This is a genomic window from Streptomyces sp. 3211.6, from assembly GCF_003634815.1.
In the GTDB taxonomy this organism is placed as follows: domain Bacteria; phylum Actinomycetota; class Actinomycetes; order Streptomycetales; family Streptomycetaceae; genus Streptomyces; species Streptomyces katrae_A.
In genome coordinates this window covers 6,959,784-6,980,198 of record NZ_RBXC01000001.1, presented here as the reverse complement: position 1 = coordinate 6,980,198, position 20,415 = coordinate 6,959,784, and the positions used below count along the sequence as shown (strand labels likewise).

General features: G+C 69.7%; 15 protein-coding genes and 1 pseudogene. 8 read left to right on the top strand and 8 right to left on the bottom strand.

Annotated features, from left to right (window positions below):
• Positions 1-107: 107 nt before the first annotated feature.
• Positions 108-434: a hypothetical protein gene (locus tag BX286_RS32045; protein WP_237292589.1), complete on the bottom strand. Its 327-nt coding sequence runs from the start codon at positions 432-434 to the stop codon at positions 108-110.
• A 59-nt stretch (positions 435-493) separates the two neighbouring features.
• Between BX286_RS32045 and BX286_RS37655 the strand changes: the two are divergent.
• Positions 494-615: pseudogene (locus tag BX286_RS37655) on the top strand (IS5/IS1182 family transposase); the annotation flags it as partial.
• A gap of 72 nt (positions 616-687) precedes the next feature.
• Here the strand turns inward: BX286_RS37655 and BX286_RS36820 are convergent.
• From BX286_RS36820 to BX286_RS32005, 7 genes are all read right to left on the bottom strand, one after another.
• Complete coding sequence (locus BX286_RS36820; protein WP_187344318.1) at positions 688-1,206, bottom strand: WecB/TagA/CpsF family glycosyltransferase; 519 nt, start codon at positions 1,204-1,206, stop codon at positions 688-690.
• 207 nt (positions 1,207-1,413) lie between these two features.
• Positions 1,414-3,777 (bottom strand): non-reducing end alpha-L-arabinofuranosidase family hydrolase, encoded by a 2,364-nt coding sequence (locus BX286_RS32030; protein ID WP_121017179.1) that lies wholly within the window; start codon positions 3,775-3,777, stop codon positions 1,414-1,416.
• A 299-nt stretch (positions 3,778-4,076) separates the two neighbouring features.
• Positions 4,077-5,618 carry a sigma-70 family RNA polymerase sigma factor gene (locus BX286_RS32025; RefSeq protein ID WP_261993570.1) on the bottom strand — a complete coding sequence of 514 codons (1,542 nt, stop codon included), beginning with the start codon at positions 5,616-5,618 and terminating at the stop codon, positions 4,077-4,079.
• Between the two features lie 179 nt (positions 5,619-5,797).
• Positions 5,798-6,577, bottom strand: a complete 780-nt coding sequence (locus tag BX286_RS32020; RefSeq protein WP_121017176.1) for a hypothetical protein — start codon at positions 6,575-6,577, stop codon at positions 5,798-5,800.
• A complete protein-coding gene (locus BX286_RS32015) occupies positions 6,574-7,104 on the bottom strand; it encodes a SigE family RNA polymerase sigma factor (RefSeq protein ID WP_121017174.1) in 531 nt (176 codons plus the stop codon). Before BX286_RS32015 ends, BX286_RS32020 begins: the two co-directional genes overlap by 4 nt.
• Before the next feature lie 128 nt (positions 7,105-7,232).
• Positions 7,233-8,180 (bottom strand): expansin EXLX1 family cellulose-binding protein, encoded by a 948-nt coding sequence (locus tag BX286_RS32010; RefSeq protein ID WP_121017172.1) that lies wholly within the window; start codon positions 8,178-8,180, stop codon positions 7,233-7,235.
• Positions 8,181-8,326: 146 nt separating this feature from the next.
• Entirely contained in the window at positions 8,327-10,975 is a 2,649-nt protein-coding gene (locus tag BX286_RS32005) for an RICIN domain-containing protein (protein WP_121017171.1), read from the bottom strand.
• Between the two features lie 980 nt (positions 10,976-11,955).
• On the opposite strand from BX286_RS32005, the gene BX286_RS32000 reads away from it, so the two are divergent.
• The 7 genes from BX286_RS32000 to BX286_RS31970 all read left to right on the top strand — a co-directional run bounded on the left by BX286_RS32000 (position 11,956) and on the right by BX286_RS31970 (position 20,401).
• Positions 11,956-12,999 carry a LacI family DNA-binding transcriptional regulator gene (locus tag BX286_RS32000; RefSeq protein WP_121017169.1) on the top strand — a complete coding sequence of 348 codons (1,044 nt, stop codon included), beginning with the start codon at positions 11,956-11,958 and terminating at the stop codon, positions 12,997-12,999.
• Between the two features lie 284 nt (positions 13,000-13,283).
• Positions 13,284-14,264, top strand: coding sequence for an ABC transporter substrate-binding protein (locus BX286_RS31995; RefSeq protein ID WP_121017168.1), 981 nt, complete (start codon positions 13,284-13,286; stop codon positions 14,262-14,264).
• 73 nt (positions 14,265-14,337) lie between these two features.
• Positions 14,338-15,873 (top strand): sugar ABC transporter ATP-binding protein, encoded by a 1,536-nt coding sequence (locus tag BX286_RS31990; RefSeq protein WP_121017166.1) that lies wholly within the window; start codon positions 14,338-14,340, stop codon positions 15,871-15,873.
• A complete protein-coding gene (locus tag BX286_RS31985) occupies positions 15,870-16,916 on the top strand; it encodes an ABC transporter permease (protein WP_121017164.1) in 1,047 nt (348 codons plus the stop codon). Before BX286_RS31990 ends, BX286_RS31985 begins: the two co-directional genes overlap by 4 nt.
• The gene (gene yjfF, locus BX286_RS31980; RefSeq protein ID WP_121017162.1) at positions 16,913-17,887 is read left to right on the top strand and encodes a galactofuranose ABC transporter, permease protein YjfF; all 975 of its coding nucleotides are present in this window, start codon (positions 16,913-16,915) and stop codon (positions 17,885-17,887) included. Before BX286_RS31985 ends, yjfF begins: the two co-directional genes overlap by 4 nt.
• A 112-nt stretch (positions 17,888-17,999) precedes the next feature.
• Positions 18,000-19,733: a ribulokinase gene (locus BX286_RS31975; protein ID WP_121017160.1), complete on the top strand. Its 1,734-nt coding sequence runs from the start codon at positions 18,000-18,002 to the stop codon at positions 19,731-19,733.
• Complete coding sequence (locus BX286_RS31970; protein ID WP_121017158.1) at positions 19,730-20,401, top strand: L-ribulose-5-phosphate 4-epimerase; 672 nt, start codon at positions 19,730-19,732, stop codon at positions 20,399-20,401. The genes BX286_RS31975 and BX286_RS31970 overlap by 4 nt, the downstream gene beginning before the upstream one ends.
• Positions 20,402-20,415: the final 14 nt, after the last annotated feature.

Sequence of the window (20,415 nt, the reverse complement as noted above, 5' to 3'; positions counted from 1 at the left end):
CGAAAGGCCAGGACCTCTTGGTAGCAACAGCGGTGTCGGAGCCGGGCTCCACCAAGAGGTCCTGTCATGCCGTTGTACGCGCCCGCTCCTGCCACTGTCACCCCGGATCAGGTGACGTTCGCGACGTCCCACACGCCGCCGACCTCACGCGGGGTGACGTCGATACACAGGGCACCGTCGTTCCCGCCCTGCACCGACTTGGCGAACGGGTACTCGTCACACGAGTCGTTGGGGATGCCGGTGGCACCCCGGGGAAACTTGTACGGCCCACGGTCACAGGTCAGGGCACGCCTGCCCTTGGCGTTCGGGTCAAGCGGGTCGACATGCCACCGGTTCAGCAAGTGGCCGGGGGTGCCGGACTTGCCCGCGAGGTTCTTCTGCGCCCACTCGTAGGCGACGGCCGCCCCCTTGTAGAGCGACCGATGGTACGTCACGTTGGCCGTGTGGCCGTCCACGATACATCCGGGCCGGCTCCCGACCTTGTCGTCACAGTCTTCGGACGCTGCCTGACGTGTTCGCTTGCGCCCAGGCCGAAGGCATCGAGCTGAGGCTGGATGCCACTGAGATCCAGGTCCGCCGTCCGCAGGCGGACGACGCGCGTTCGTCTCCAGGAAATCAGCAAGTTCCCCACCCACGACCTGGCCAACGCCGACCTGCCCCACCGTCACAGCAAACACCGTTGCAGTACTAACGCAACGGCATTGCGAAGTGATGGCCAGGCCCGCCGCATCCACCGTGGTGCCCTGCTGCGCAGTCCAGCACCACGTCGAAGGATCCGCCGACGCCCACCACCAGGGCGCAGCCCAGGTCTTTCTGCGTCCGCGCGAGGAAGTACTCCTTGCGCGGACTCGGCACGGCGAGGAAAAGGATGTGTCGCCGGTAGTGGCTGCGGCGGGCTGTTGCCCGGTGTTGCCGGCGCCGGTCGGACCAGTGCAGCATCCTGGCTGGTGTCACGGCTGGTGGGTTGAGGACCACGGCGAGCAGGTGGCGGATCTCCGCGACGGTCAACGGGATCGGGTCGCTGCCGCGAGTGTGGTGGTGTGGGTCGGTGGGCCGCCTTGGGGTCGTGCTGGCGGCGATGGCGGTCAGGAAGGCCAGGGCGAGCATGGCGAGCGTGATGTGCCGGTGCCAGGCGGTCCAGTGGCGGACCTGGTAGTGGTCGAGTCCGACCTGGCCCTTGGCGGCCTGCACCTTGCCGCTGCGCACCGAGACCAGCCGGTAGTAGGCACTACCGGCTGGTCTCGGCCTGCGAGTCCTCCTACACGAACAGGAAGTACGGCACGAGGACGGCGGGCACACCGAGCGGCAGACCGGTGGCGCTCCAGCGACGGCGGTGACGCCCGCGTCGCCCGCCGGCTGTGGCGTTCTTCATCGCGAGCTGTACTCCTTGCACATCACCGTGGATCAGACAGGTCAGCGCTGCAGGGTGAGGACGCCCGGCCGGTACGGCAGTCGGTCGTATGGGCCGCCCGCGTTGGGGGACTTGCCCTGGTAGAGGAACTGCAGGTTGCAGGGGTCGATGGTCATGGTCTGGTCGGGGTTGTCGCGGACCAGGTCGCCGTGGCTGATGTCGTCGGTCCAGCCGGCACCGCTGTTGGCCTTGCCGGCGAAGGGGTTGCTCTCGCTGGCGGCCTGCGGGGTCCACGAACCGTTCAGGCTGGAGGCCGTGAACGAGCGGAAGTAGCGCTGCTCATTCGCACCCCGGGCCTCGACGATCATGAGGTACTGGTTCTGGCCCTGGACCTTGTAGACCTGCGGCGCCTCGAACAGGTTCTTCGCCGTGTCGCTCATGACCGTCGTGTACGAGGAGCCGAAGCTGCCCGGGAAGTTCCCGATCGGCATGCTCGCCCGGTAGATCTTGCCGTTGTCGCCGGCGAAGAACAGGTACATGTTCTGGTCGTCGGCGATCAGGGTCTGGTCGATCGGGCCGGTGCCGGAGTCGGGGAGGCTCCCGGTGAACAGCGGCTGCGGCGCGGACCAGCCGTTGGGGTTGGTGGGGTCGCTCGACAAGCGGTAGCTGAAGGGCGACGCACCCCACTGGTACGCCAGCACCCAGATCTTCTTCGGCGCGAAGTAGAACAGCGTGGGCGCCACCGCGTTCTGGTTCATCTTGGTCTGGCCGGCCGACGCCATGTCCGACCAGTTCGTGAAGGGACTGAACGCCATCGAGCCGTACGAGGTTCCCTCTGCGCTCGACGCGTAGACCACGTGCTTGCCGTTGTGCACCACGTGGGTGAAGTCCTTCACCGCGGCCCAGCCGTTCGACGGCTGTGCGAGGGCACCTGTCGAACTCCACTTGTACGTCGAGGGAAGAGCACACGTGCCGCCGCCCGTCCCGGACAGGGCGGTCCACTTCTGGTTGTCGACGGACGCGCAGGAGTACAGCTGGATCTTGGTGCCGTTGGCGGTGGCCGCGCCGACGGCGTCGAGGCACAGCCCGGACTGGACGCCGGTGATCGTGCCGTTGGTGTTGATCTTCCACTGCTGGTTGGCGCCGCCGTTGCAGTCCCAGATGACCACCCTCGTGCCGTTGCTGGTGCCCTTGGCCATGGCGTCCAGGCACTTGTTGCCGTTGATCATCAGCTGCTTGCCGGAGGTGTAGGTCCAGCGCTGGTTCGTCTGTCCGTTGCAGTCCGACAGCTGCGCCTGGGTGCCGTTGACAGGGGTGGAACCGTTGATGTCGATACAACGACCGGAGGGGACGCCCTTGATCTGCCCGGTACCGGTTCCGCCGGGCTTCCCGCCCGGGGCGGTACCGGAGGCGGCCTTGAGGGCGTTCATGACGGTGGTGTAGGCGGCCTTGGGGTTGCCGTTGTTGTCGAACAGCAGGGGGCTCTCGCCGCTGCGCCAGGAGTCGCTGTCCCGGATGCCCCATACCGTGAGGCCGGTGCACCGGGTCACGGACAGGCAGGCGTTGACCGCGTTGGCGTAGTGGGTGGACGACGCCTGGGCGATGTCCAGCTCGGTGATCTGGACGTCCACGCCCAGGGCGGCGAAGTGGGACAAGGTGGTCTGGAAGCTGGACGGCGGGCCGCCGGTCCCGAAGTGGCTCTGGAAGCCGACGCAGTCGATCGGCACGCCGCGGGACTTGAAGTCCCTGACCATGCTGTAGACGCCCTGGGTCTTGGCGTCCGACCAGTTCTCGATGTTGTAGTCGTTGTAGCAGAGCTTGGCCGAGGAGTCGGCCGCCCGGGCGGTGCGGAACGCCTCCTCGATGAAGCCGTCGCCCAGCACGTTCTGGAACACCGAGCTGCGGTGCCGGCCGCTGCCTCCGTCGGCGAAGGCCTCGTTGACCACGTCCCAGGCGTAGATCTTGCCCTTGAAGTGGGTCATCTCGGTGGTGATGTGGTTGTTCATCACGCTGCGCAGTGTGTTCGCGTCGCCGATGGAGCTGACCCAGGACGGGAGCTGCGAGTGCCAGACCGTGGTGTGGCCACGCATGCGCTGGCCGTGTGCCATGGCGCGGTTGACGATCTGGTCGGCGGAGCCGAAGTTGAAGTTGCCGCGGGACGGTTCGACGGCGTCCCACTTCATCTCGTTCTCCGGGGTGATCATGTTGAACTCCCGGTCCGCGATCGCGGCGTACTTCGAGTCGCCGAGCCTGCGGGCGGCCACAGCGGTGCCGAAGTACCTGCCCGAGGGGGCCGCCTGCGTACCCAGGGCGGCGGCTCCGGCGGAGCTGGGCAGGAGCGTCACGACGCCGGCCACCAGCGCCGCGGCCGACAGTCCTGTCACCACTGTTCGGCGACGCCGGCCGAGCCGGTGCAGGCCCTTCATGATTCTCCTCGGGGGCTGCGGGTGCGGGGCAGGGCGTGGGCCCGTTCCTGCCTGCCGATCGCCGGGAAGGCGTGGGTGTGTCGCGTCATGGGAGCTGCTCTCTTCAGGGGATACGTCAACGGGAAAGGTCGGGGGACCTGCCACGCCGGCCCGTCAAGGTGAGCGGCGGGAAGAGCACCCCACACAAGGGAGGCTTCCGAACGCACGTCCTCGTAACAGAAAAGTGGCGCCGCGCGGAGGATTGCCCAGATCACCAGCTGTCACTGCGCGACTCGGTCCACATGCTCAAGGAGCGGTTCTCAAGCCCAGGGCCTTCGCATGACGAAGGAAGCCTGGTCGGCGAAGGCCCGAGTGCCGTCGGAGCCATCGAGCCAGATGCCGCCGTCGCGGTGGCGGAGGACGGAACCGGGATAGTTGTGCGCGTGCAAGGTCACCGACCCGGCGACCGCCCCGGGGGTCGGACAGAAGGTGGCGTCCTCACGGAACAGTCCGCTGCCGTCGTTGGTGCTCAGCCGTAGCCGCAGGTCACGATGGCGCAGATAGCGGCCGTCCGCGGCGAGGAAGGTGACGCACCGAGTGTCGGCCAGCCCCCCGACGACCGTGAAGGTGACCCGCTGCCGCGTCTGCGCGCTGCTGGACGCCGAGGCTCGGCCGAGCGTCGCGAAGTCCCCGGCATACGTGAGGTACAGGGCGGGCTCGTCCACGGACTCCAGCGACTGTGCGCCCAGCGGAACAGTGCCCGCGACGGCCGGCGGACTCACCGGGGACGGTCCGGCCGGCGTGATGGTGCTCGACGGGATCGGCGTGGGATGGCCGGCCGTGGGAGCGGCGATGACGCCGGGCACCCGATGCGCCGGTTCGGGCCAGGTCACGTAGGTGGCGGTCCCGGTGACGAGGACCGCGCCGGCGGCGAGGGCCACCAGCGGATGAGCGGTCACCGCGTGGAGTTTGCCGATCAGCAGGCTGTGCAGACTGCCTCCGCCCGTCGCCGTGCCGACGGCGACGGGTGCCGTGGCCAGCCCGGCGGCGCTCGCGGCCGTACCCGACAGCAGGCCCTTGGCGGCCAGGGCGGCGACGAGCCCGGCCGGGACCGCCAGGGGTGCGAGACCGAGGAGCAGTCGCTCGACCGGAACCCGTTCTGTCGTCGTCGCCCCGCAGACCGGGCATCCGCGGGTGTGCCGCGCGATCCGCTTGCGCCACACCGATGTACGCAGCCCGTCCCAGCCGATGATGGCCTCGTCCAACTGCGGACAGCGCGGGTCGGCCTCCAACGCGGCAACGATCGTCCGGCTCAGTTCCAGCTGCTCGCGCATGCGTTGCAGGCGCACTCCGACGTGGGCGACCGTGAGCCCCGTCGCGGCGGCGATGTCGTCACGGCTCAGCAAGCCGGCGCCTTCCTGCCACCACAGCGACAGCAGCACCCGATGGTCCGGGTCGAGCCACCGGCCGGCTTCGACAACCTGACGGCGCTCGTCCGACACATGCAGACGCAGAATCGTCATGTCCCCGGGTTCGGCGCCGGCGTCCGGTATCTGGTGTGCCTCGTCGATGACCGTGCTCCGGCCGGCGAAGGCGCGTTGCCGGTGCCGGTGGTTACCGATCTGGCGGAGCGTGATCGAGACCAGCCAGGACCGGAAGCTCTCCGGGGCACGCAGGGCAGGCAGGTCCCGCACCACGCGCAGCAGGGTTTCCTGGACGACGTCGTCGACGTCGGCATGTCCGTTCAGCGCTCGCCCGACGATGTTGTAGAGCAGCGGCAGGTACGCGGCGATCAGCTCCTCGCGCGCCCGATCGTCACCGGCCTGCGCCGCGACGACCAGCCCCGCGTGGTCCGCATTCATGAGTTCCATTCCCACCTCCTTCAACCGCGGCCGGACGCTCGCCGCGAAGGGCGTCAGCTGGTGCGGCTCCGGGTGTGTCCGCAAGCCGCCGTCTTGGATCGCGCCGAGAGGGCTCCTGGAGGAGGCGATCGGCTTGCGCCCGCGACGCCCCTGACTCTCGGCCGGAACCCGGCCGGTCCTCACCGTGCCGGGGTGAACCTTCCCCAGACCGCGACGGAGCCGCCCGGGGTCTGCGTGTCGACGCGGTAGCCGTCGTCCTTGGCGTTGCGCACGCCGGTGGCGTGGTTGTACTGGCCGGCGAATTCATGCTGCCCGGTCGGCACGGTACGGCCCGGTCTGAGGACCCAGCGGTAGACCAGCGCTCCGCCGGCCTCCTGAACGGTGACGATGAAGTCTTCACTCGGCAGGGTGCGCCAGTTGCCGGTGTTCTGCACGCCGCCGGTTTGGGCGATGCGCAGTTCCACGGTGAGCGAGGTGAGCGGCTGTGTGGTCTTGAGAGTGAGGTTGCTCTGGGCCCAGTAGACGGTGCTGTGCGGATCCACCGAGCCGTCCGACGACAGGGGCCCGTTCTGAACCCGGCTGCTGGGCAGCGGAGTGGGACGCGGGCCGACCGGGGCCGTGGTGGTGGTCGGAGTCGGGGCCGGGGCGGCGGGGGTGGTGGGAGCAGAGGGCGTCGGACGGGAAGGAGACGTCGGGGACGGGGTCGCGGGGGTGGTGGCGCTGTCCGACGGTGGCGGAGTGCGGACGATGCCCGCGACCGCGAGACCACCCGTGGCCAGGGTGACGGTGATGGCGAGGACTGCGAGGGTGACCTTGGGCCAGGATCTCGCGATGGACGGTGTCCGGTGACGGACGGTGCCGTCGGCCGCCCCGCGTTCCACGCGGGCCAGCATCCGGGCGCGATCGGGCTGGTGGGCCTCGGCGGCGTCGCGCAGCCGACGGGTGATGTCCTCGTTCACCGGTTCCTCCTCCCCGCCACCAGGTCGCCGACCGCTCGTGTGCCAAGTATCCGTTCCAACTCGGCCATTCCCTTCGAGGTCTGGCTCTTGACCGTACCGACCGATATGCCCAGCGCCGCCGCGGTGTCCTTCTCCGAGAGGTCGAAGGCGTGGCGCAGCACCACGCACGACCGCTTCCGGAACGGCAGCCGGGCGAGCGCCGTACGTACGTCCAGCACGGCCGCCACGTCCGGCCCCGCCACCTGCTCCGGACTGCGGGACCAGAACAGCGCGATCCGGCGCCGCTCGCGCACCGCACTGCGGATCCGTTCCCGCGCCATGTGGGCGACCACGCCGCGAGCGTAGGCGAGCGGGTGGTCAGCCTTGCGAAGCCGGTCCCAGCGCTGCCACAGGGCGACCAGGGCATCCGCGGCGAGGTCGTCGGCCGCGTCCGTCTCGCCGGTCAGGAGATGGGCGAGACGGGCCAGTTCGGCGTAGTGGCGTTCGAAGAAGTCGTGAAACTCCGCGGACGCGTCATGAAGGAGCATCTCCCCCGGTCGCCCTCTCCCTGCTATGTGCGCGTTAACAATCGGCTCGAGCGTAACAGTGCCCGTCACCGCGGCCGGACAGTGGCCGACCGCGGGGGCAGAGCCGTGACGGTGGGTGGACGGCACGGTCAATGCCGGGCGAACTGGACGCGGGTCTGTTGCGCGACGTCCGGTTTCAGTGCGATCCCCTCGACGGTCAGTTGTTCTCCGTAGAGGTCGGTGACCCTGATCGCTCCGCCGCATCCGCTGCCGCCGGCGGAGAGGAAGTAGTTGTAGTCGGTGCGGGGCAGTTTCCGCCAGCCGCTGGCGGTCCGGAGTTCGAGCACCGCCACCGGGTTCCGATGCCCGATCACCTGGACGCCGCACCAAGAACGGCTGGACCCGGTCTTGTACCGGATGGAGAGCGTGCCGGGCGCGGCGGGGCTCAGCAGCGTCCAGGTGATCGGGATCCGGCCGAGTGAGGGGTCCGCGAGCTTGGCGAAGGCCTGTTGGCTGAGGTCGAGTTGCCCCGGTGCGCAGGGCAGGGGGCACTCGTTGACGATCCGCACCGTGATGGAGTTCCCGTTGGCGGCGCGGACCCGCACGTACGCCCCGCACGCTTTGGCCGACTCGTAGTCGGTGTGGTTCATCGCCGCGATCATGAGATCACCGGACGGTCCGTACAGGCAGGCACCATTGCCGTCACCCGCGGCATAGGAAGTCGCGACTCCCTGGTAGCTGACCGAGGGCTTGATCCGTCCCGCCGAAGAGGCCGGCGACTGCGTGCGTGCCGGGCTGGAGGCCGAGGGCGTCGGGACACCGGCGGCTGACGGCGGGGGCGGGCTCGTGACCGTCGGCTCCGTCGATGCGGTCGCGGCGCCGGCCTCTGCTGCCGGCCACCCGGAACTGGACGGTGCGTTCGTTGGGGCAGCCGCTACGGATGCGCCGGTGGGAAGCCCGGCACCGGACCGGCTCCCGGGGAGGAGCGTGAGGGCCAGGCAGGCCAGCGCACCGACTGCCGTCACCGCCAACGGAATGCCGACGGCCGCCCCGCGTCTGCGCCGCGGCCGCGGCGCACCGTGTTTCGTTGTCCTCATGCCCATCCGTTCGGTAGATCGAGTCGACGTCGCACTTATCAGTGGCCGCCGAAGGCGAAAAGGTTGCCGCTCCGGTCCAATCCGGTCCGATCCAATCCGATCCGATCCGGTCCGGTCCGGTGCCGATGTCGCCGAGACCGGGGCGATCAGGACACCTCGCCGTACACCACGCCACGGCCGTAGCCGCCCAGGTAGACCCGGCCGTACACGTCCGGGTCGCCGATGATGACGGAGATGACGCTCCCGCCGAACTGGTGCTGGTCGTCGTTGATCCGGACCCAGGTCGAACCGCCGTCGATGGAGCGGAACACCCCGGTGACGCCCTTCAGCGTCCCGCTGAGGTAGAGAGCCTGGTAGGTGGCGCCCGGGGCGGGCTTGCCGAAGCCGACACCGTGCGCCTGCTGCACCCCGGCGAGCTTGTTGAAGCTCGCCCCGCCATTGGTGGAGTGCAGGAGTCCGTTGCCTCCGCCTGTGATCCACAGGTCACCGGCGACGCCCGGGGCCGCCTTGAGCTGTCCGTCACCCAGGCCGGTGGCCCGGGCGGTGAAGCTCTTGCCGCCATCGGCGCTGGCGTACAGGGTGCCGCCCTTGAGGGCGTAGAACGTGTTCGCCGACGAACGGTCGGCCACCACGGCCGAGTCCGCGGGCAGACCGGAGGCGGCCGTCCAGGTCGCACCGCGGTTCGTCGAGTGGAACGGCCTCTGGCCCGCGGGCGTCCAGACGACGGCGGCGCCGTCCGCCGAGACCGCCACGGCCCCGCCGCCCGCTCCGCGCACGGGTTCCCCGGCGAACGGCGTCCAGCCGGCCCCGCCGTCGGTCGAATAGGCGCCGTGCTGCTCGCCACCGAGACCGACCCGGACCACGAACCCCGGCTTCGCCTGCGCGAAGTCGATGCCGGTGGTGTTGGAGAACAGCGGTCCGGAGAGTGCTTTGGCGGGTACCTTGGTCAGGTCCTCGTGCCGGAATCCGCTGACATCGCCGAGCGCACTGATCAGCGGGAGGCCCGGGGGCTTGATCAGCCCGAGGACCGCGGTCTCCTCCAGCCCCTTGGCCGGGACCGTCCAGTGCGTGGCACCCCCCTTGTCCGCCGCGGTCACGTCGTGGCTGCCCCATATCCCCGACCCGGTGCCGTACAGCACGTGCCCGGAGTCGAAGGGGTTGATGGCCAGCGCGCCCATCCAGTGCCCGATGCCCGTGCCCACGTACGGCGCAGCGGAGTTGTCCCGCACCGAGGTCGCGCCGAGCGCCTTCCAGGAGGCGCCGCCGTCGGTCGACCGGTACACCTCGTCCGAGGGCCACCAGCGGTCCAGCGTGGTGACCATCACCGTGGACGGGCGCTGCGGATCGACAGCCAGCCCGGCGAAGCCGTAACCACCGCTGGACGGTGAAATGTTCTTCCAGGCCCCGGTGGACGGCGTGTACTTCCACACGGAACCGGCCGTCACACCGTTGGGGCCCGGGGCATTGGTGTACGTCAGATACAGCGAGCCGTCACCGGACAGCACACCGTGCTGCGGCAGCTGCCCCGTGGGCTGGCCGGCCACGGCCTGCCAGCTGCTGCCGCCGTCGGTGGAGCGGTACAGCGAGGTGGTCTTGTCGGCCACCCCGACGTAGATCGTCCGGCTGCCGGCCGGGCCGAAGGTCACGAAGGACAGGCCGACGCCGCTGCTCGCACCGTCCTTGACGGGGAAGGCGGCGACCTGGCTCCAGGTCACGCCGTAGTCGGTGCTGCGCCAGAGCCCGTTCTTGCGGGTGCCCAGGTAGAGCGTGCCGTGGTTGGCGGGGTCCACCACCAGCCGCTCGCCCATGGACCGGCCGTCCTCGTTGCCGCCCAGTTTGAACGGCAGGTCGGTGCGCTGGAACGTCTTGCCCTGGTCGGTGGAGCGGAGGATAGCGCCGTTGCCCGCCCAGTCATTGGTGTAGGTGCCGCTCGCGAGGTACAGGCGGTTCGGGTCGACGGGGTCGGTCGCCAGGCTCTCGATCCCGAGCAGGTTCCAGTCGGATCCACCGATCCAGTCGGTCAACGAGGTCCATTGGGCGGCGGTCGCGTCCCAGCGGTAGGCACCGCCGATGTCGGTCCGGGCGTACAGCAGGTCCTTGCGGGCGGGGTTGAAGACCAGCCCGGTGACGAACCCGCCACCGACGATCTGCGCGTTGTGCCAGGTGTACCTGCCCGAGCCGGCCACCGTCACCAGCTTCCACTGCTGGTTGGTGCTGCCCCGGTCGGCGTACTGGATGAGCGGCGCCCCCTCGCCGGTGGAGCCGCCCCACACGTCCAGCACCATGCCGTTGCTCCGGGAGACGAACTTCACCGCCCCATCGCCCACGTCCTGCATCTTCCACTGCTGCGTGGCAAAGCCGTGGTCGGTCTGCTGCTCGACGGCCGCCGCGGACTCCTTGGAAGCGCCGCGCACTCCGAGGACCTTGTGGCTGCTGCGGTTCTCCACCTCGTAGTAGCCGTCCCCCGCCTGCCTCAACCGCCACTGCTGACTCGCGGCACCTGCCACGCGGCTCGCCTGCCGTATCCAGACGCCGTCCGAGGTGTCCGCCCCCGGCACGTCGAGCACCTTGTCGCTGCGGACAGAGGTCAGCGTGTAGTAGGCGTCGGCATCCACCGTCGCGGCGTTCGAATCGGCCTGCACGAACAGCAGGTAGGGGCCGAGGACTCCAGGCACGCCCAGCATCAGGCCGATCGATATCCCGCGCCGGCGGTGGCGCCCGCGCGTACGCCGCTCAGCACCAGTCGCGGCCTTGCGCCGGCTGCGGCCGTCCGCCGTGGGATCCGTCTCGTTCATGGGGGCTACTCCTTGCTTCGGCCCTGCCCCGTACAACCGCTCAGGTCAGCGGTGCGCGGCGGCATGCGGCGGGAGATCGGGCGACCCGCGGGTGTGATCGCCTTCTGGTGTGCCCGTCAGTTGCCGCCGCTCCGGAAAAGGTTGCCGCCCGCCGAAGTCCGGTACGGGCCACTGAGACCGCGTCGTTCCAGCGTCAGATCGGGGAGGGGGGAGGCTGTCGCGTCCGTTCAGCAGCCCGCCTCGTGCGCGGCGGTTTCCGACGGCAGGCTGGGCGAAGAGCTGAGACCTCATCGGAGGGACTTCGCCAGCGTGGTGGCGCCGTTGAGCAGGTGCTCCAGCGGCCCGCGCCGAAACAATCGGGACCAGGCCGCGGTGAACACGAGGGCTGGGCCGGAGACGGCCGGAGCTTGGGGCGCTTGGCGCCCGGAGAGGAAGGCTTCGGATGTGTGTGTGGCGATCGGGTGGGCACGGGCACGCCGCTGTGGCGGCTCCTGCCGCCTGCGGCCGTCGACGCGGGCTTGACGGCCCTCGCCGCATTCGCACGTGGATCAAGCTCTTCGACGAGAGGACCCCCGCGGCCGTGCCGGGCTGTTGCTGCGCAGGCACTCTCCGTTGACCCATCTTCCAGGGCGGACTGCAGGCCCCCGTATGGCTCGACCGAGACCCCGCCCAGGCACGTTCGGTCGCCCTGTCACACTCCGCACCCCAGGAGGTTCCCTTGAAACACGACGGCAATCACCCAATGCCATCGCATGACTACCCTGGGGGCTGGAGTGGGCGTGCCGGGGCCGCCCCGGGGGCCGGACCGCAGGCTGCGACAGGCCATGTGATCGCGAACAAATACACTCTCGTGAGCACTCGTGAGACAGTCGTAAGGTCTGCGAAGCCCTGCGCCATCGACCGGATCCCGACAGCGGTCCAACCGCCGAGCGCCGTCACTCGTAGGCACTGGGCGGCTGTGAACCATACTGGTACGACCGATGAGGGGGCCTCGAGTGGGAACTGCAAGCACCGAGCCGGAGTCCCGCCAGCCCGTGATGGCGGATGTGGCGCGGGTCGCCGGCGTGTCCCACCAGACCGTGTCCCGGGTGCTGAACGGTGCACCGCACGTCCGGCCCGACACCCGGGACCGGGTGCTCGCCGCCATCCGGGAGCTGGACTACCGTCCCAACTCGGCAGCCCGCGCGCTGGTCACCCGCCGCTCCCAGACCCTGGGGGTGGTCAGTTTCGGCAGCGCACTCTACGGGCCCGCCTCGATGCTGGACGGGATCGAGCAGGCCGCGCGCAGTGCGGGGTACTTCGTCAGCGTCGCCAGCCTGCGTTCCCTGGACAGCCGCTCCGTACAGGAGGCGGTGGACCGGCTCCGCGACCAGGGCGTGGAGGGCATCGTCGTCATCGCGCCGCAGATCTCGGCGGTGAGCGCGGTGGCGAAGCTGTCCAGCGCGGTGCCGGTGGTCGCGGTCGGATCGGGCAGCCAGTCCCGAGTGCCGATGGTGGCCGTCGACAACGAGTCGGGGGCACTGGCAGCCACCCGACACCTGCTCGACCTCGGGCATGCCACGGTCCACCACGTCGCCGGCCCCCCCGGCTGGCTGGAGACCAAGACCCGACAGGACGGCTGGCGCAAGGCCCTCGAGGCCGGCGGCGCCGAGGTGCCACCGGTACAGAGCGGCGACTGGAGCGCGAGGTCCGGGTACGAGGCCGGACTACGGATCGCCGAGGATCCTCTGGTCACGGCGGTCTTCTGCGCCAACGACCACATGGCCCTCGGCCTGCTCCGCGCGTTCCATGAGGCGGGACGGGCGATTCCGGGGGACATCAGCGTGGTCGGGTTCGATGACATTCCCGAAGCCGCATACTTCGCCCCACCGCTGACCACCGTGCGTCAGGACTTCGGTGAGCTGGGTCGCCGCGCTCTTGAGCTGCTGGTGGAGGAGCTGACCGGCGTCGGCCACGCCCGCAGCCACGTGCTGATCTCGCCGGAGATGGTGCTGCGGCGCAGCGCCGGCCCGGTGGCGCGTTAGGCCGCCCGCGGACGGCCTGGTCAAGATTGGGTAACGGCATGGCGGTCCCCTTGTCCATGGAATTGTGAGCGTTAACAATCTCACTCAAGCGAAACGGCACCGCTACATCCTGTTCACATGGACGGCGCGGACCGCACCGCCGCCTGCACCAACGCCGCACCGGGCGCCCATCGCCCCCGACGGTGTTCCCACCGCCTCCCGCGCCGGCCGGCCCGCCTGGTCCATCTGCCCGCGGTCGATCCGTCCGCGCCGAGAGCGGCCTCCCCACTCGAGAGGAATCCCAGATGTCCAAGAGAGCTGCGGCGGCCCTGGTCGCCGGCACGATGGTCGCCGTTCTGTCCGCTTGCGGTTCCGGCGGCGGCTCGGCCGGCGGCAAGGACTCCGGAAGGCCGCTCACCGTGGGCTTCTCCCAGGTCGGCGCGGAGAGCGGGTGGCGCACGGCCAACACCAAGTCCGTCCAGGACGCGGCCAAGAAGGCCGGGATCACGCTGAAGTTCTCCGACGCCCAGCAGAAGCAGGAGAACCAGATCAAGGCCATCCGCTCGTTCATCCAGCAGAAGGTGGACGTCATCGCCTTCTCGCCGGTGGTCGAATCGGGCTGGGACACCGTGCTCAAGGAGGCCAAGGCCGCCCACATCCCGGTCGTCCTGACGGACCGCGCGGTGGACTCCAAGGATGAGTCGCTCTATGCCACCTTCCTCGGTTCGGACTTCGTCGAGGAGGGCAAGAAGGCCGGCAACTGGCTGGTGAAGGAGTACCAGGGCAAGAGCGACCCGGTGAACATCGTGGAGCTGCAGGGCACCACCGGCTCCGCCCCGGCCAACGACCGCAAATCGGGCTTCGCCGACGTCATCAAGACGGACCCCAAGCTCAAGATCACGGCCTCCCAGACCGGTGACTTCACACGCGCCAAGGGCAAGGAGGTCATGCAGGCCTTCCTGAAGTCCCAGCCGAAGATCGACGTGCTCTACGCGCACAACGACGACATGGCACTCGGCGCCATCCAGGCCATCGAGGAAGCCGGCAAGAAGCCCGGCACCGACATCAAGATCATCTCGGTCGACGGTGTCAAGGACGCCTTCACCGCGATGAGCCAGGGCAAGATCAACGTCCTCGTCGAGTGCAACCCCCTCCTGGGCGACCAGCTGATGGACCTGATCAAGAAGGTCAAGGCCGGCGAACAGGTGCCGCGCCGGATCAAGACCGAAGAGGGCGTCTTCACCCAGGACCAGGCCGCGGCCGCCCTTCCGACCCGCCAGTACTGACCGGCCCGGTGACCAGGGGCTGCCCGGATCCGACCCGGCCGGCCCCGGTCGCGACCACGAGAGGAGGGGGCGGATGCCTGCGCACCGTGCACAGCACCCGGTCCTGGAAGTACACGGGATCCGCAAGGAGTTCCCGGGCGTGGTGGCGCTGGACGGGGTCGACTTCCGGCTCTTTCCCGGCGAGGTGCACGCCCTGATGGGTGAGAACGGCGCCGGCAAGTCCACGCTGATCAAGGTGCTCACCGGCGTCTACGCCTCGGACGGCGGCGAGGTCGTACTGAGCGGCCGGCCCTTGCACATCACCGGCCCGCTACAGGCGCAGCAGGCCGGGATCAGCACGGTGTACCAGGAGGTCAACCTCTGCCTGAACCTGTCGGTCGCGGAGAACATCTTCATCGGCCGTGAACCGCGCCGCCTCGGACTCATCCACTGGTCGGCCCTCCGTCGCCGCGCCGCAGAGCTGGTCGCCGACCTCGGCCTGGACATCGACGTCACCGCCCCACTGGGCAGTTACTCGATCGCGGTCCAGCAACTGATCGCGATCGTCCGGGCGGTGGACGTCTCGGCCAAGGTGCTGATCCTGGACGAGCCGACCTCCAGCCTGGACCGCGACGAGGTGCGGCAACTGTTCGCGGTGATACGCCGGTTGCGCGATCAGGGCGTGGCGATCCTGTTCGTCTCGCACTTCCTGGACCAGATCTACGAGATCTGCGACCGGATGACCATCCTGCGCAACGGCAAGCTGGAGGGCGAGTACCCGATCAGCGGGTTGAGCCAGGTCGAACTGGTCGCCCGCATGATCGGCGGCGAACTGAGGAGCCTGGAGGAGCTGTCGGGCACCAGTCGTCACGAGCCCGCCGCCGAAGCCAGGACCACTCCGTTCCTGCGCGCCGACGGCCTGGGTCGCACCGGCGCGATCGAGCCGTACGACCTCACCATCCGGCCCGGTGAAGTCGTGGGACTTGCAGGACTGTTGGGGTCAGGGCGTACGGAAGCGGCCCGCCTGCTGTTCGGTGCCGACCGCAGTTCCCAGGGCTCGGTGCGGATCGAGGACGCCACCGTCGCGCTGCGCACGCCGCGCGCCGCGATCTCGTACGGGATCGCCTTCTGCTCGGAGGACCGCAAGAACGAGGGTCTGGTGGCGGAGTTGACGGTACGCGAGAACATCATCCTGGCCTTGCAGGCGGCCCGCGGCTGGACGCGTCCGCTCTCCCGCTCCAAGCAGGACGAGATCGCGCTGCGCTGGATCCGGTCACTGGACATCCGCCCGGACAACCCCGAGGCGCTGGTGCGCCATCTCAGCGGCGGCAACCAGCAGAAGGTACTGCTGGCTCGCTGGCTGATCACCGACCCCAAGCTGTTGATCCTCGACGAGCCGACCCGGGGCATCGACATCGGCGCCAAGGCCGAAATCCAGAAGTTGGTGGCCGCGCTGGCCCGGGACGGCATGTCGGTGCTGTTCATCTCGGCCGAGCTGGAGGAAGTTCTGCGGCTCAGCCACCGGGTGGGCGTGCTGCGGGACCGCCGGCTGGTCGCCGAGCTGCCGAACGACGGATCGCTCACTCCCGAGCGCATCATGGCGACGATCGCGAGCGGAGCCCGGTCATGACCAAGCACCGCCTCTTCTGGCCCGCCACCGTGCTCGCGGCCCTGTTGCTGGCCAACGTGCTGTTCACTCCGGACTTCTTCGCGATCCGGGTCAAGGACGGGCACCTGTACGGGAGCCTGATCGACATCCTCCACTTCGGCGCCCCGCTGATCCTGGTGGCGCTGGGCATGACGCTGGTCATCGCGACCAGCGGCATCGACCTCTCGGTCGGCTCCACCGTCGCCATCGCGGGCGCGCTGGCCTGCCTGCACATCAGCGGCGCGGCCGACCCGGCAAGCCCGGGCACGGTGTTCGGCGCCGTCGCCATCGCCCTGGCGGTGGCCCTCGTCCTGGGGCTGATCAACGGCGTACTGGTGGCGGGGGTCGGTGTCCAGCCGATCATCGCCACCCTCATCCTGATGGTGGCCGGACGCGGTGTCGCCCAGCTGGTGACGGACGGCCAGATCGTCACCGTCACCAGCGAGCCCTACAAGCTGATCGGCGGGGGTTACTGGCTCACCATGCCGTTCGCGATCCTGCTCGCGGTCGTGGTGGTGCTGCTGACGTCGCTGCTGACCCGGCGTACGGCGCTCGGGCTGCTGCTGGAGTCGGTCGGCGGCAACCCGGTCGCCAGTCGCCTGGTCGGCATCCGGGCGATGGGCCTCATATGCCTGGTGTACGTCTTCAGCGCGCTGTGCGCCGCGGTCGCCGGGCTCATGATCAGCTCGAACGTCTCCAGTGCGGACGGCAACAACGCCGGGCTCTGGATCGAGCTGGACGCCATCCTCGCCGTGGTGGTCGGCGGCACCGCGCTGACCGGCGGGCGGTTCTCGCTCGGCGGCACGGTGATCGGTGCGCTGCTCATCCAGACCCTGTCCACCACCGTCTACACCATCGGCATCCCGCCGGAGACCACCTTGGTCTTCAAAGCCTTCGTGGTGATCGCGGTCTGCCTGATCCAGTCACCCGCCTTCCGGGCCAAGGCCGCGCGCCGACGGGCCCGGACCGGGCGCGGCCCGACGCCGCGTCCGCTGACGACAGAGAACACGGAGGTGGGGGCATGAGCGCGATCACGGCAGCGCGTGGCCGCCCGTACATCCCGCTGCTGGTCACATCGGCCCTGCTGATATCGATGTTCGGTGCCGGATCCGTCCAGTACGACGGATTCTTCTCCGGGCAGGTGCTGCTCAACCTGCTCATCGACAACGCCTTCCTGCTGGTGGTCGCCGTCGGGATGACCTTCGTGGTGCTGACCGGAGGGATCGACCTGTCGGTCGGCGCGATGGTCGCACTGTCGACGGTGATCTCCGCCTGGCTGGTGGAACGGCACGGCTGGCCGCCGTTGCTGGTGATCCCGCTGGTCCTGGCGGTGGGAACGGGCGCCGGGCTCGCGATGGGGTGGGTGATCCACTCCTTCGAGATCCAACCGTTCATCGTGACGCTCGCCGGCATGTTCCTGGCCCGTGGCCTCTGCTACACGATCAGCATCGACTCGATCTCCCTCACCGACCCGGCCTATACGGCCTTCGCCCAGACCCGGATCCCCCTGCCCGGCGACCTGTTCGTCTCGCCGAGTGTTCTGATCGCGGTAGGTGTGCTGGTGATCGCGTTCGCGGTCCTGCACTACACACGGCTGGGCCGGAACGTGTACGCGCTGGGCGGCAGCGAGCAGTCGGCCCGGCTGATGGGGCTCCCGGCCGGGCGGACGAAGATGGCCGTGTACGCCGTCAGCGGCTTCTGCTCGGCGCTCGGGGGAGTATTGCTGACCTTCTACATGCTCTCCGGCTACGGGCTCCACGCGGTGGGCCTGGAGCTGGACGCGATTGCGGCCGTGGTGATCGGCGGGACGCTCCTGACCGGAGGGTCCGGATACCTGCTCGGGACCGCGCTGGGGGTGCTCGTGCTGGGCCTGATCCAGACCGTCATCACCTTCCAGGGCACGCTCAGCTCGTGGTGGACCAGGATCGTGGTCGGCGGCCTGCTGTTCGTCTTCATCCTGTTCCAGCGCCTGATCACCGGCCGTCGCAAGGTCTGACCTGCTTAAGGCGAGCCCGGCCTTGACAGGCTCATTGTTAGCGCTAACAATCCCCGGCGATGCCCCGGCGGCATCGCTGCGCCCTCTCGGGGCTCCGTACGAAGGATGTGAAGTGACCGTGACCCCTCTCCCCCAGACCGCGGAGAGCCATGTCGTGGGTGTCGACTTCGGCACTCTCTCCGGCCGGGCCGTGGTGGTCCGCGTCCGCGACGGCGAGGAGGTCGGCTCCGCCGTCCACGTGTACCCGCACGGCGTCATCGAGCGTGAACTCCCCACCACGGGTCAGCCCCTGCCGCCCGACTGGGCCCTCCAGCACCCCGAGGACTGGCGCGAGGTGCTGCGCACCGCCGTCCCCGCCGCAGTGGCCGCGAGCGGCATCGACCCGGCCGCCGTCATCGGCATCGCCACCGACTTCACCGCCTGCACCGTCCTCCCCGTACGGGCCGACGGCACCCCGCTCGCCGAGACCGCGCTGGGCGTTCGCCCGCACGCCTGGCCCAAGCTCTGGAAGCACCACGCGGCCCAGGGCCAGGCCGACCGCATCAACCACCTCGCCCACCTGCGCGCCGAGAAGTGGATCTCCCGCTACGGCGGCAAGATCTCCGCCGAATGGCAGTACGCCAAGGCGCTCCAGGTTCTCGAAGAGGACCCGGACACCTACGCCGCCACCGAGCGCTGGATCGAGGCCGCGGACTGGATCGTCTGGCAGCTCGCAGGCGTCGAGACCCGCAACACCTGCACGGCGGGATACAAGGGCATCCACCAGGACGGCCACTACCCCAGCGAGGACTACCTCGCCGCCCTGCACCCCGATTTCGCCGACTTCGCCCGCACCCGGCTGGAGCATCCGCTGTCGCCGCTGGGATCGCGGGCCGGCTCCCTCACCGCCGAGGCGGCCTCCTGGACCGGGCTGCCCGAGGGCATCGCCGTCGCCACCGGCAACGTCGACGCCCATGTCGCGGCCCCTGCCGCCCAGGCCGTCGAGAACGGCCGGCTGCTCGCCATCATGGGCACCTCCACCTGCCACGTCGTCAACGGCCCCGCCCTCGCCGACGTCCCCGGAATCTGCGGAGTCGTCGACGGCGGCATCGTGGAGGGCGCCTACGGCTACGAGGCCGGGCAGAGCGCGGTCGGCGACATCTTCGCCTGGTGGCTGCGCCAAGGCGTGCCGACCCACTACCGCGCAGAGGCCGAAGCCACCGGCGAGGACCTGCACCAGCTGCTGTCCCGCAAGATCGCCGACCAGCCCGTCGGCGGCCACGGCCTGATCGCCCTCGACTGGATGAACGGAAACCGCTCCACCCTCGTCGACCACCACCTCTCCGGAGTCATCGTCGGCCTCACCCTCACCACCCGCCCCGAGGAGATCTACCGCGCCCTGCTGGAGGCCACCGCCTTCGGCACCCGCACCATCATCGAGGCCCTGGAGCAGGGCGGCGTCCCCGTCACGGAGTTCATCGTGACCGGCGGGCTGAAGAAGAACCCCCTGCTCATGCGGATCTACGCCGACGTGCTGCGCCGGCCCGTCTCCCTCGCCGAGTCCGCCCAGGGCCCCGCCCTCGGCTCCGCCATCCACGCCGCCGTCGCCGCCGGCGCGCACCCGGACGTACGCACAGCGGCCGCCGCCATGGGCCGCGTACGCCGCGGAGTCCACCAGCCGGACACCGCGCGCGCCGACGCCTACGACCGCCTCTACGCCGAGTACCGCACCCTGCACGACCACTTCGGCACCGGCCCCGACAAGCTCCTCCACCGCCTCCGCGCCATCCGCAACGCGGCGCTCACCGCCCCGCGAACCGACCCCGAGGCCACCCCGGCCGCCCAGAAGAGCGAGGTCCGACCATGAGTTCCCCGATCGATCTGCTGTGCCGCCAGGTCAGCGACCTCCACCAGGAGCTGGTCCGCTACGGCCTCGTCGTCTGGACGGCCGGCAACGTCTCCGCCCGCGTCCCCGGCGAGGACCTGATGGTCATCAAGCCGAGCGGCGTCTCGTACGACGAGCTGACGCCCCGGAACATGATCCTCTGCGACCTGGACGGCAAGGTCGTCGAGGGCGACCAGTCCCCGTCCTCGGACACCGCCGCGCACGCCTACGTGTACCGCCACATGCCCGAGGTCGGCGCAGTGGTGCACACCCACTCGACGTACGCGAGCGCCTGGGCCGCGCGCGGAGAGGCCGTGCCCTGCGTACTGACCGCCATGGCCGACGAGTTCGGCGCCGAGATCCCCGTCGGCCCCTTCGCGCTCATCGGCGACGACTCCATCGGCCGGGGCATCGTCGAGACCCTGCGGGGCCACCGCTCGCCGGCCGTCCTGATGAAGAGCCACGGCGTCTTCACCATCGGCAAGGACGCCAAGGCCGCCGTCAAGGCCGCCGTGATGTGCGAGGACGTCGCCCGCACCGTCCACATCTCCCGCCAGCTCGGCGAACCCCTGCCGATAGCGCAGGACGACATCGACCGCCTCAACCACCGCTACCAGAACGTGTACGGCCAGCAGCGCGCTGCCCGCTAAGGAGACCCACGCCC

What these genes read in the sequence shown, in the direction of transcription:
- BX286_RS32030 (WP_121017179.1), bottom strand. Translation starts at nt 3,777, where the DNA reads ATGAAGGGCCTGCACCGGCTCGGCCGGCGTCGCCGAACAGTGGTGACA.
- yjfF (WP_121017162.1), top strand. Translation starts at nt 16,913, where the DNA reads ATGAGCGCGATCACGGCAGCGCGTGGCCGCCCGTACATCCCGCTGCTG.
- BX286_RS32000 (WP_121017169.1), top strand. Translation starts at nt 11,956, where the DNA reads ATGAGGGGGCCTCGAGTGGGAACTGCAAGCACCGAGCCGGAGTCCCGC.
- BX286_RS32005 (WP_121017171.1), bottom strand. Translation starts at nt 10,975, where the DNA reads ATGAACGAGACGGATCCCACGGCGGACGGCCGCAGCCGGCGCAAGGCC.
- BX286_RS32010 (WP_121017172.1), bottom strand. Translation starts at nt 8,180, where the DNA reads ATGAGGACAACGAAACACGGTGCGCCGCGGCCGCGGCGCAGACGCGGG.
- BX286_RS31995 (WP_121017168.1), top strand. Translation starts at nt 13,284, where the DNA reads ATGTCCAAGAGAGCTGCGGCGGCCCTGGTCGCCGGCACGATGGTCGCC.
- BX286_RS32015 (WP_121017174.1), bottom strand. Translation starts at nt 7,104, where the DNA reads ATGCTCCTTCATGACGCGTCCGCGGAGTTTCACGACTTCTTCGAACGC.
- BX286_RS31990 (WP_121017166.1), top strand. Translation starts at nt 14,338, where the DNA reads ATGCCTGCGCACCGTGCACAGCACCCGGTCCTGGAAGTACACGGGATC.
- BX286_RS31985 (WP_121017164.1), top strand. Translation starts at nt 15,870, where the DNA reads ATGACCAAGCACCGCCTCTTCTGGCCCGCCACCGTGCTCGCGGCCCTG.
- BX286_RS31970 (WP_121017158.1), top strand. Translation starts at nt 19,730, where the DNA reads ATGAGTTCCCCGATCGATCTGCTGTGCCGCCAGGTCAGCGACCTCCAC.
- BX286_RS32025 (WP_261993570.1), bottom strand. Translation starts at nt 5,618, where the DNA reads ATGAATGCGGACCACGCGGGGCTGGTCGTCGCGGCGCAGGCCGGTGAC.